This window comes from Streptomyces sp. NPDC107517, from assembly GCF_055582645.1.
On record NZ_JBVJPM010000018.1, the window covers coordinates 104,822 to 116,542 of the forward strand.

Annotated in this window: 5 protein-coding genes; all 5 read right to left on the reverse strand. The window is 70.9% G+C overall.

The window, feature by feature from the left end:
• Window positions 1–27: 27 nt before the first annotated feature.
• A complete protein-coding gene (locus ACZ67T_RS32740) occupies window positions 28–2,802 on the reverse strand; it encodes a glycosyl hydrolase (RefSeq protein ID WP_469988795.1) in 2,775 nt (924 codons plus the stop codon).
• 1,356 nt (window positions 2,803–4,158) lie between these two features.
• Window positions 4,159–5,391, reverse strand: a complete 1,233-nt coding sequence (locus ACZ67T_RS32745) for an NAD(P)/FAD-dependent oxidoreductase (protein WP_469988796.1) — start codon at window positions 5,389–5,391, stop codon at window positions 4,159–4,161.
• A gap of 51 nt (window positions 5,392–5,442) precedes the next feature.
• The gene (locus tag ACZ67T_RS32750) at window positions 5,443–7,056 is read right to left on the reverse strand and encodes an amino acid adenylation domain-containing protein (protein WP_469988798.1); all 1,614 of its coding nucleotides are present in this window, start codon (window positions 7,054–7,056) and stop codon (window positions 5,443–5,445) included.
• Complete coding sequence (locus ACZ67T_RS32755; RefSeq protein ID WP_469988800.1) at window positions 7,053–9,077, reverse strand: beta-ketoacyl synthase N-terminal-like domain-containing protein; 2,025 nt, start codon at window positions 9,075–9,077, stop codon at window positions 7,053–7,055. The genes ACZ67T_RS32750 and ACZ67T_RS32755 overlap by 4 nt, the downstream gene beginning before the upstream one ends.
• Before the next feature lie 475 nt (window positions 9,078–9,552).
• A complete protein-coding gene (locus tag ACZ67T_RS32760; RefSeq protein WP_469988802.1) occupies window positions 9,553–11,223 on the reverse strand; it encodes a helix-turn-helix domain-containing protein in 1,671 nt (556 codons plus the stop codon).
• Window positions 11,224–11,721: the final 498 nt, after the last annotated feature.

Genomic DNA, 11,721 nt, shown 5'->3' on the forward strand with positions numbered 1-11,721 from the left:
GCCGCGTGCTCGTGCGCCGTGCGGCGCTCAGCTGTAGGGGATGACCAGAACGGACTTGTCCGTACCCGTCTGGAGCTTCGACGCCCCGTTGCCGATGGCGCTCCACACCTCGAGCCGGACGGTGCCCCCGGTCATCTTCCCCAGGCTGCCGGTGGCCGACTTCAGGCCGCGTGACTGGGCGTACTCCTCCCACCCGGTGACCGGGTCGGTCGCGAAGTACTGGTAGGTCTCCACGCGATCGAAGCTGCCGTCGCCGGTGAGGTCGTAGCTGACCCTGGCCTGCTGGCCGAGGCCGACCGCGGTGCCCGCGTCCACCTGGAGGCGGAACGCCGTGGACGTACCGGAGGCGTAGGTGCCGTTGACGCCGCGGACCTCGTAGACGAGCGGCTGGTACGGCGTGCCGTCGCGGTTGGTGCCGCCCGCCGAGGCGATCGTGTCGCTGCCCGCGGTGCCGCCGGTCGCCGTGGTCAGGGTGCCGCCGGTGCGCAGCTGGAAGGTGTTTCCGGTCGGCGGATCGGGGTCCGGGTCCGGGTCGCCGCCGGTTCCGGAGCCCGTGGCTGTCGAACGGGCGGGCACCGTCAGGGATTTGCCGTCCGAGAACGTCACGGTGCGCGCGGAGGAACCGTAGTTGTGGGCGGCGTAGGTCCGCGTCGTGCCCATGGTGAAGACGGCGGATGTGGGGATGTCGCCGGTGACGGTCGCGTCGGGAGCGCCGAGGGTGTCGAGCGTGGTGATCCAGTGGTACGTGTGCGCCTTGGACTCGCCCGCCTCGGGGGTGTACGAGGAGTTGCCCGCGTCCCACTGGGACTTGGCGGCAGCGGGGTCGGCGAAGGACCGGAACTCCCAGAGGATGTCGCGCCACTCCTGGGCCGGTCCGCCGTTCTCGCGTTCCATCTCGGCGAGGTTGCGCCGGATCGCGGCCTTCTCGCCGCCCAGGTGCAGCGAACCGCCGGTCACGGGAAGGACGTTGATGCCGTGGATCTCCTCGGGGTTGGCGGTCCACCAGGTGGAGTAGGCGCCGCCGCTGCCCCAGACCATGCCGACCGTGTCGTGCCCGAAGGACGACGGGAAGACCTGCTCGTCGGCGTCGAACCAGTACTGCGCGATCGACTCGGACTCCGTGGTGAGGAGGTAAGTGCCCAGGTCCCGCAGGGAGTTGTCGCCGGTGGCCGAACCCCACAGCACGAGCGCCGCACTGAGGTTGGTCGACTCCGACGACGACTCCTGGTTGTTGCCCGCGGCGAAGCCCTGGTGCCCGGAGGCCCAGCTGTGCCCGGCGTAGACGTCGAAGCCGCGCAGGAAGGGGAAGGAGCCGTCGGTGCGGCTCGGGTTGGCGGTGTCGCGGACCAGGGTCTTCACCATGCCGCCCCAGGCGGAGTCCGCCGCCCAGGCCTGGTCGTACTGGGCGACGATCGCGGCGGCGTACACGTAGTAGCCGTAGTGGAAGTGATGGTCGTTCAGCTCGGTGTCGCTGCCGTACGACGCGGGGTAGCCGGTGAGGGTCTTCCAGGCGGAGTCGTAGGAGAACTCGCTCGCCCCGCCCGCGGTGAACCACTCCTGGAGGCGCCCCTTGAGCAGCCCGAGCAGCTTGTCGCGGACCGCGGTCTCCCCGATCTGGTCGGCCAGCGGCACCAGTTGGGCGAGCTTGCCGAGCGCCTTGCCGGTCCAGTACGTGTCGGTCGCGCCGGAGAACGGGTCGGAGGAGTTCGCCACCTCGTTCAGATACGTACGCAGCCGGTCGGTGTCGACACCACTGGACTTCGGCAGCCCGGGAAGGACCGCGGAGGCCTTCTGCGCGGTGGAGAAGGAGGCCGACTCGCGGACCTTCATGGTGCCGCGCGGGGAGACGTACGTGTACGAGGTGAGGGGATCGGCGGTGTGCAGCCACTGGTGCCGGTAGAGCGCCTGGAGCGTGCCGCGTTCGGTACCCTCCTTGGCCTCCGTGGCCAGTGTGTACGTGGCCCGCACGGTCCCGCCGCTGTAACTCCAGTCCGTGGTGGAGCCGGTGACGAAGCTGTACGCGTACTTCCGGTACGTGGCGAGGGCGTCGGTGGAGGGGAGTACGGCGAGCGAGAAGTAGTCCTTGCTGCCGAGGCTCGCGGTGATCGTCGAGCTGGAGACGTCCCAGTCGCTGCCGCTCGGCGCGAACAGGGCGTAGTGGTGCCCGGCGACCGTGATGCCGAGGACGTTGCCCTGGTCGGCGAAGACGGTGGGTGCGGCGGCCGTGGTGATCCTGGCGTCGCCGCCGGAGCCTTTGGCGTACACGAACGGCATGCCGTGGCCGATCGTGGTGCGCAGCGTGCGGGTGCCGTCGGACCAGTAGGGCGTGACGGTCCAGTCGGACCACGCATCGGCCTTGGTGTCGGGCGAGTTGAGCCCGGTGAGCCCGAGGGTCAGGTCGCGTTTGTGGGCGTACTCGTACTGGCGGCCGTCGCCGACGATCGCGGGGGACGTCGGATAGCCGACCTCGAGGCCGCCGGACACGGCCTGGTAGGTGAGCGGATGGCCGTACATCGGGGTCGAGTACGGGTTGTCGCCGTAGCGCTGGAAGGCGAGCGAGGACCACCAGTCGTTGGTGGGCACGGGCTTGCCCTTCGCGGCATCGGTGACCTTGGGGGTGACCGGCGTACCCGTGTTGGTGGTGGGGCCGGACGTGCCGGCGGGCCGGGTGTCGGAGTAACTGCCGGATCCCACAGGGACGTTGGCGGCGGCGGCCGGGGAGGCGACCGGAACGATTCCTACGGCGGCCAGGGCGGCGGCCAGGACCAGCACGGCGGCCGGTCGTCTTCGGGCGACTGGCATGAACAGCACCTCGTGTCTCACGGTGAACAGGGCGGCTCGGCACGACGGCCGGCGTGGCGGGGAAGCCGCGCAACGGCCGGGAGGGGTGGTTCGGGGTGGTTCATGGGTTCATCACGGTCGTACGTGCTTGAGAGCGCTCTCAAGTGGGCGGAACGTATGGCCGCGCGAACCTGGGTGTCAATAGAGTGAACACAGAAGAGAGTTGGAGGGGTGATTCCAGCCAGTACGGTCTTCGGGACTTGGCGGAAAGTGCGCGGGGCGACGCTCTGCGGCAGTGGGACTGAGAGCGCTCTCGCCATCATTGTGAAGGCGACGTTGGCGGTGGACCCGCGTCGCAGCAGCAGTGGTCAGATGCCCTCGGCCGGGTTCAGATCTGTTGTACAGCTGGATAGTTGGAAGAACGTGAGCCAGTCGCGGCTGTGGCGTCACCAGCGGCCGCTTGTCCGCCGGACGATTTCTTGGGGCGGTGAGCATTGCAGCTAGCTCGTCGACCGCGCCCTGCTCACCGAATGGGCCGCGTGATTCGCCCCTTGTGGGCCCTGCTCCACGACGACCTTCCGCCACGCCGCCGGACGGTAATGCTCTGACGCGAGAAGGCCCGGCCGCTTATGGCCCTGACGCTGAACGTGGCGTTGCTGCTCGCGGTCATCATCTGCTTGCGCATTCGTCGACTGCGCGTTCACGCTCCTCGATCCTCCAGAGGGTTCGGTCCCGGCGACGGAGCTGGCTGCTTGAGCATCGCGAGATGCCGGAGCCTGATCTGGGAGCTTGCTTCCGATCGGCTCCCAAGGCGTCGGCCGTGCCGGACTCGGCGACGAGCAGCGAAGTCGGCTGCTCACCTACTTCGTGGCAGGCGGCGCAGCATCGTCAAGCGGACGGCGATCCGCTCCGTCCTAAGCCCGCACCCTCGCCCAGAACCTGAGCACCCCGATCTGACGGACACTCGCTCCTCGGGACCGGCCCCCACGCGGCCAAGTCGGGAGCCTTTCTGGGAGCCGGATCTCGCAGTCGGCTCTCCCCAAATGGCCCCCTCTCAGCGCACATCAGGCCCGGTACTGATCTCTCAGTACCGGGCCTGACCTGGTATTTCTCTGTCGGGTGGCGGGATTTGAACCCACGACCTCTTCGTCCCGAAGGAAGTCCCGAGCGGTCGTCCACACTTCACGGCTACGCTGACCGTTGTCTTAACGGAGTTTCGCGGACACCAACGTTGACAACGCCAACCGGCGCGTCCGGTTGAGCTTCTTCGGAGGGTGAGTCGGTCCGGCTGCACGACAGTCGCGCAGCCCGGCCGTGCCAACCGGTCACTCGGGTCGTGTGTCCGAACCTGACCTGCGCCACGTCCCCCGGCCCCGGTCACAACCGCGTGAACAGTCTGGGCACATACAGTGCCTCGGCGGTGGTGATGCCGGCGAACACGTCCAGGTAGATCGATGTGAGTTCGGGGTCGGAGCTCACCGCGCGCAGCACGGAGAGTCGCTGCTCGGGGAGGTGCAGCCGGGCGGCGGACAGGGTCGCCCGGTAGCCGGGCGCCAGGAGGGCCTCGCACTCCCGCTCGTACGCGCGAAGGGCTCGGTCGAGTCCGGACGGTGAGCCGACGAGCCGGGGACCGGCATGCCGGACCAGGGTTTCGGCCTGGGTGAAGGCGTCGGTGATGCCGCGGGCGGTGATGGAGTCCTTGTGGTGTGCCGCGTCACCGACCAGCGCCCAGCCCGGACCGGCCGGACGGCGGAAGAAGTTCCGCTGGTCGCCGCTGCCCCTGAGGCGTTCGAGGGGCCTCTTGCCGACGAGTCGTGCGGCCAGGCCGGGGCCCGTCGCCCGGATCTGTTCGGCGTACGCGGGCCCGCTGTCCGCGCGGATGTCGTCGAAACGTTCCTGTGGAAAGTAAGCGAGCACCAGGGACGCGCCGCCGTGCGTGGGAACGGTCGCCACCCAGCCCCCTTGCCGCTCGTACAGCTCCATGTCCGTACCGACGCTGTCCCAATACGTGTAGTACGCGCAGGTGAGCCGAGGATGCCGCACGGTGTACGGGGCGGCGCTGAGCCGGGCCACGGTGGAGCGCATGCCGTCCGCGCCGATGACGAGCGCGGCGTGTTCCCGGTGGGTGCGGCCCCGGTGCCGGAATTCGACGCCACTCACCCGCCCCGTGGCGTCCCGGAGCAGGTTGCGTACGGTGCAGCCGGCACGGAACTCGACGCCGGCTGCGACGGCGCTCTCCACCAGGACGGCGTCGAGCACGTGGCGGCGTGGCGCGTACCAGGCGCGCTGCCCCGCCACGCCTCGGGCGCCGCCCGTGATCCGGATGTCGGCCACTTCGTAGACCACGCGGTCGACGGGCGGGCATCCGGAGGCGCGCACCCGGTCGAGCAGCCCCCATCGGGCCAGGGCGGCGACACCGGGTTGATGGACGACATGCGTGGAGAGTGTGTCGGAGGGAAAGGACGCCCGGTCGAGCAGGAGCACGCGGTGCCCGGCGCGGGCGAGCAGCATGGCGGTGGGTGACCCGGCACAGCGCGCGCCCACCACGATGGCGTCGTACATGAGGGAACTCCGGGAATTGAGCTGCAGGGAGGTGAGGTGGAGCGACATGGAGTGGAACAGAGTCGAGTGAAGCGGAGTGGAGTACGTGGGCGGGGGTGGCTACGGGTGTTGTCGCGACGTCAGCTCGGCCTGCAGCGCTCGCCGGTCGATCTTGCCGTTCCGGCTGAGCGGCAGCCGCTCCAGGACGGTGATCCGGCGCGGCAGCATGTATGGCGGGAGTCGCCTGCCGAGCGCCGCATACAGCAGTTCGGCTTCCACGGCGGTTCCGCTGACCGCGGCGAACAGTTCGCGCTCCCCGTCCGCGACCCGTGCCTCCAGGGCGACGGCCTCGCGTACGCCGGGAAGTTCCCTGAGAGCAGACTCGATCTCTCCGAGTTCGATGCGGTGCCCGCGGATCTTGACCTGTTGGTCGGTGCGTCCGAGGTGGACCAGGTGTCCGTCGTGGTGGGTGACCCGGTCTCCGGAGCAGTACCAGTCGTCGTCGGTCGGGTCCCCGAGGAACCGCACACCGTGGGCTCCTGCTGCGTCGAGCCGCACGAAGCGGTTCGTGTTGTCGGCCGGGTCGAGATAACCGGGGAACCGCTGGGGGCCGCGCAGACACAGTTCGCCGACGGTCCCGGGCCCGCCGGCGTCGTCGAGCAGCAGGTGTTCGACGGCGGGGAGGCAGGCGCCGATCGGCACCGTGCCGTTGGGGGTGCGCGGCCAGTCGGCAGGGTCGCGCGGGAGCCGGTATCGCGTGCAGGCGACGGTCAGTTCGGTCGGACCGTACAGGTTCTCCAGCCGTCCGGCGGGCGCGGCCCGCTGCCAACGGCGGGCCGCGTCGAGGGGCAGGGGTTCGCCGCCGAACGTGCTGTGGCGCAACGTCGGCATTGCGCCCGGTTCCAGTGTCCCCAGGTGGATGGCGAAGGAGATCGCCGACGGCACCGAGAACCAGTGCGTGATCCGGCGCGCGTTGATGAAGGAGACCGGTGAGAGGAGCTGGCCGCGTGTCGGGACGACGAGCGTCGCTCCCGACGCCCAGGCGACGAACAGGTCGTGCACGGCTCCGTCGAAGGTCAAATCGAAGGCCTGGGACATCCGACTGCCGGGCCCGGCCCCGCTGTACGGCACTGCCTGCGACAGATAGGCGCAGATGTTGCGATGCAGCGTGGGCACTCCCTTGGGCCTGCCGGTCGAGCCGGAGGTGAAGATGATGTAGGCGACGTCGTCGTCCTCGGCCACGCCGCTGCCGGACGGAGCAGCCGGGCGCCTTTGTCGGACGCGCGGCCCCGCGACTTCATCCGCTGCGCCTGTCGTCTTCGGCCCGTTCGCCCCGCCCACCGCCTCCGCCAGTACCGGCACGCCGATCGCTTCCCCCAGGTTCGGGGCGGCTCCCACCCCGTCGGCGAGCACCAGGTCCACGCCCGCTGCCCGGGCGACGTCCGCGTTCCGTGCCGTCGGCGCGTCCGGGTGCAGTGGTACGACTGCGGCGCCGGTCCGCAGCGCGGCGAGGAAGCCGGCGTACGCGGTCACCGACCGGCTCGCCAGCAGGCCGACGCAGCGCGGTGGCGTGTCCCCGGCGGCCTCGGTCAGCCGACCCGCGAGCCGTTCCGCCAGGTTCTGGAGTGCGGCGTACGACAGCTGTTCGTCGCCCACTTCGAGCGCGGTGTGCGTGTCACCGAGTCGCCGGGCGCTGCGAGCGAACCAGCCGTACAGGCTCCGCGGCTGACTCACTCCGCCCGTCCTTCCAGGGACCGCAGCCACCGGCGCAGGTCACCGACGGTCCGAAGCCGTGTCAACGCGTCGGCATCGACCTCATGGCCGAAGCGCTGCGAGAGCTCCACGACGATCCGGACCTTGGCGAGCGAGTCGATGCCGATCTCGTCGAGCGGCGAACGCTCCTCGTAGCGGGTCCTGGCATGTTCGCGCAGGACCTCCGTCACCAGGTCACCGGCCGCCGCCTCGTGCGCCGCCGGTTCCGGGGCGCGCGGCCCGCAGTAGCGCGTCCGCCAGGGGTGACCGGGCACGGGGACGAAGTGGCCCGGCGGATCGAAGAGTTCGAGCCAGTTCACGCTCTCGCCCCGGCGGTACCGTTCGCAGGCCTCGACCACGTCCGCCGGTTCGGCGACCGCTCGGTCCGGTCCGCCGTCGAGCGCCGCCGCCAGCTCGGCGTGCGAGGCGCCTGCCACCGCGAGGCGGTACGGATGGTGCTGGCGCCGCAGCGCTGCCGACCAGCAGATGTCGCGCACGGCGAATCCGGCGCCCCGGCCGCCGGGTTCGAGGTACTCGACGTACGTCGCGGCCAGCACGCCGAGCGCCGAACGAGAGCGGGCGGAGAGCACCAGCGGGTACGGTCGGTCCTCGACGATGCCGGGCGACGCACCCGACTCGCCCTGGCTCAGGAAGTCGCCCTGGCTCAGGACCAGATGAACGTTGTGGCAGGAGGCGCCCTGCGCGCTGACACCGGCGTACAGCGGCCTGCCGGGGTCGGGCAGATCCCGCAGCCTCGTCGGCACGATCACCGGCAACTTGTCCCAGGCGAGGGCCGGATGAGGGGCGCGCAGATGCAGACTGGCGGGCACCTGGCGGTGCTCCAGGACGAGTACGGTCTTCATCAGGCCGGCGATGCCTCCCGCCGCCTCCGAGTGCCCGATGTTCGTCTTGACCGAGCCGACGAGACACGGCCGGTCCGCGGACCGCCCCTTGCCCAGTACGTCGCCGATCGCGGCGAGTTCCACCGCGTCGAGCTGTGGGGATCCCGAGCCGTGCGCCTCGACGAAGTCGACGTCCGCCGGGTCCACTTCGGCGTCGCCGTAGGCCCACGTGAGGACCTGTTCCTGCCCGTCCGCCGAAGGGGTGAGCAAGGTGCCGCCCGTACGGCCGTCATTGCCGACGGCGCCTCCCCGGATCACCGCCCGGATCCGGTCGCCGTCGGCGAGCGCGGCGGCCAGCGGTTTCAGGACGACGACGCCCACACCGTCGCTCGGCGCGAAGCCGTCGGCGCTCGCGTCGGCGAACTTGCTGCGCCCGTCCGCCGCCAGGGTGCCCGCGCGGGTCATCATGACGCCCTCGTCCGGACGCAGTACGAGGTTCACTCCGGCGGCCAGCGCCAAGGGGATCTCGCCCGCCTGCAGGCTCCGTACCGCCGTGTGCACCGCGATCAGTGAGGACGCGCACGCCGCGTCGACGAGCAGGCTCGGCCCGCGCAGGTCGAAGGCGTACGAGAGACGTGCCGGGAGCATCGCGCGAAAGTTCTCGTAGTACGACGCGGAGATGCGGTCACGGCCCTTGCGGAACTGACCCTCCAGGTGGTCCCCGCGGGTGTTGCCGACGTAGACGCCGGCCCGGCTGCCGGCGAGCCGGTCCGCGGGCAGTCCCGCGTCCTCCAGCGACTCCCAGGCGGTCATGAGCAGCAGCCGCTGCTGCGGATCGAGTACGGAGGCCTCCCCGGCGGACATCCCGAAGAACTCCTGGTCGAACGCTTCGATGTCCTCGACATGGCCCGCCCGGCGGCTGCCGAGCGTGCCCGCCGCGCCGATCGGCGCGTACAGGTCATCCCACGCGTCGGTGTCGGAGTCGTGGTCGGATCGGCCGTCGTACGAGTAGCGGCCGTCGCCTCGGGTGCCGTACCGGCCCCGTGGTGTCTCGCTGGTGGCGTCCACGCCGTCGCGCAACAGCTCCCAGAACTGCTCGATGCCCGTGGCGCCCGGGAAGCGGCACGCCATGCCGATCACCGCCACAGAGCGTGCTCGCACGTCTGTGATCGTCCTGTTCATTCCTGCCCCCCGTTTGTCTGCCCCGGTACGCCGCCGGCCTCGGCGCTCAGGCCGTGCGGCGCCGCTCCCCCGACAGGTCGGCCTGCCTCTGTGGCATGGTCCGCGCCATGGGCGCCGCACGGCCATGTCAGACGGTACGAGTGGCCTCGAACCCGGGCCAGAGTGCACGCTGCGCAGCCTCGGGCCCCGGTTGTGCACGGTGCTCACGTGCTCAACTACTCAACTGCTCGTGTACGCAACGTGGGTACGCGGCGTGTGGCATGCGGCATCCGCTACGCAGGTTCCGGGTGCAGCGGGTGCAGCGGGTGCAGCGGGTGCAGCGGGTGCAGCGGGTGCAGCGGGTGCAGCGGGTGCACGGTGCTTGCGTACGCAGGTGCGCTGCGCGGATGTTCACCGGCGCGGGCACGCTGGTGTCACGACGCTCGGCGGCTCGGACATGGATGTGGCGCGGTGCTCACGCGCTCCGGCCGTCTGTGATGCTCAGGGCGTGCACGACGTCATGGACCCCGATGCCCGTGGTCAGCAGATCGAGGCCGAGCCGGGTCTCGACGGCGCGGATGTGGGAACGGACCGTGTTGCGGCTGATCCCGAGCTGCCGGGCCGCCTGCCGGGCGTCGGTGTTGGCGTGGATCCACGCCTGGAGGGTGCGCCGGTGCCGGTCACCGAGCGGCCCCAGGAGCGCCCGGGCCCAGACCGTGGCCTGCTCGGTACGGAGCAAGTCGTCGAGAGCCACGGGGTCTTGAGGTTCGTCGGGTTCATCGGGTTCGTCTTCGGTGCGCCAGCTACCGATCGCGAAGGCGAGGTGCACGGCCGCGCGGCTGCGGACGTCGGCGAGGTCCTGGCCGAGGGCGTGTTCCGCGCGGGCGAGGTGTGCGGAGACGGTGTTGCGGCTGAGGCCCAACAGCTTGGCCACGGCGGAGCGTGGCATGCCGACGGACAGGCGGGTGATGTCGGCGGTGGGCTTCGGCGCGGCCTCCAGCGGCCGCAGCAACGCGCGGGCCCAGCCGACGGCCTGCCGCCGCACGAGGACACCGTCCAGCATGGTCCGGCCGTGGTGGGAGGCGATACGTCCCGGAGCTACATGCGCCGCCGCCAGTGCGTGGGCTGCCTGACTGTACGCGTCTGCGGCCGCGCCGAGCGGGTGCGCGGCGCTGATCCCCATCGAGCAGCGGGGATCGTCCCGCACCAGCCGCCGCAGGTCCTCGGCCCGGCTCGCCGAGTCACCGCCACTGGTGCCGAGGTCGGTGATCCTGCTGTTGCCACCGCTGTCACCACTGCCGGCGTATTCGTTGTCCACGTCGGCGATGAGACAGATGAGGTGGTCGGCGAAGACCGGGCACTGCACCATCAGGTCCGGCCCGTGATACCCAGCGGAGTCCTGGAGGGCACGGACGATCCGCTCGCGCTCGCCCGGTGGGCAACGCAGCAGATGAACGCGGAGCCGAGGCGCGTCGAGAAGCGGTGGCACGACCCCGACCGTCATGCGCCGGGCCAGCATCGGCTCTCCTGCGAGCAGCGCCGTCAACACGGCGAATCGCACCTGTCGCGCCTTCTGCTGGAAACCGTCCCAGGTGCGGTCGCTCTCCCCGGCCCGCCACAGCAGCCCCAGGACACTCGCGACGTACGGCAGCAACGTCGCGGCCTCACCCACCGGTTCGTGCCCGCCGACCGCCACCAGGACCGGACACGGCTCGCGCGGCCCGAGCGCCTCGCACCGTACGGAGAAGTCACCGACCTGGGTCGCGGCCGCGGCCAGTTCCCCGCCGTGCATGCGCGCGAGCAGCGGGGCCAGAGGGCCGAGCACGGTGCGGGGGAAGCCATCGGTGGCAGCCATGACGGTGCCGGGAGTTCCGCCTGCGGCCGGCAGGGCGGTGGGGTAGGCCTCGCGGGCGTGTCGCACGACGGTGCGACGGGCCACGTCCACCTCGGCGGCCGGCCTGACGGTGCCCGGCCCCACGGCGCCCGACTCGCCCTCGACCAGCCCGACGTGGGCGCCGCTCTGCCGGTGCAACCAGTCGAGCACCCGCGACAGATCCGGCTCGGCCCCGCGCGCGGCCTGCCGTCGCACTTCCCGCAACAGTCCGTCGAGTCCCTCGGCGCGCCCCGCCGCCACAACCTCCGTCACGCCCCGAGCCCTCCCTCCCGCTCACCGCCGCAAGGCGGTACGCGCCGCGGCGGGGCGGCGTCCCACACCCGGTTCGACCGACGACGTCGGATGCGACGGGGTGCCCCGGTGTCGCTCCGCATTCCGCCTGCATCCCGCCCGGGCCGTGAACGCCCTTTCGCTGTGCCAGTTTGAATCATTTCTCGCGCATACGGCCCCGGCTGGGCGGAGGTTGTCCCGACGGGACCATCGCCACCGTCCGCCTCCGAGCGCGCATACGTCCGCGATCGCTCTCAGCAGCACCGCACACGCGAGAGATCCGGGATGAGGACTTAACCTGGGACGACTACCGCCACTCCGTCAACGCCGGCATCACCGCTTGCCACCGCGCGACCGCACCGTCCACCTGCCCACCGGCACCGACTGGGTCGGCGTATGGACGGGCGAGACGGTCGCAGACGGCCAGGAAGTCATCCGTGAGGCCCTGCTCCGCGTCCCGAGCGGCCGACCAACAGGGGC

What these genes read in the sequence shown, in the direction of transcription:
- ACZ67T_RS32740 (WP_469988795.1), bottom strand. Translation starts at nt 2,802, where the DNA reads ATGCCAGTCGCCCGAAGACGACCGGCCGCCGTGCTGGTCCTGGCCGCC.
- ACZ67T_RS32745 (WP_469988796.1), bottom strand. Translation starts at nt 5,391, where the DNA reads ATGTCGCTCCACCTCACCTCCCTGCAGCTCAATTCCCGGAGTTCCCTC.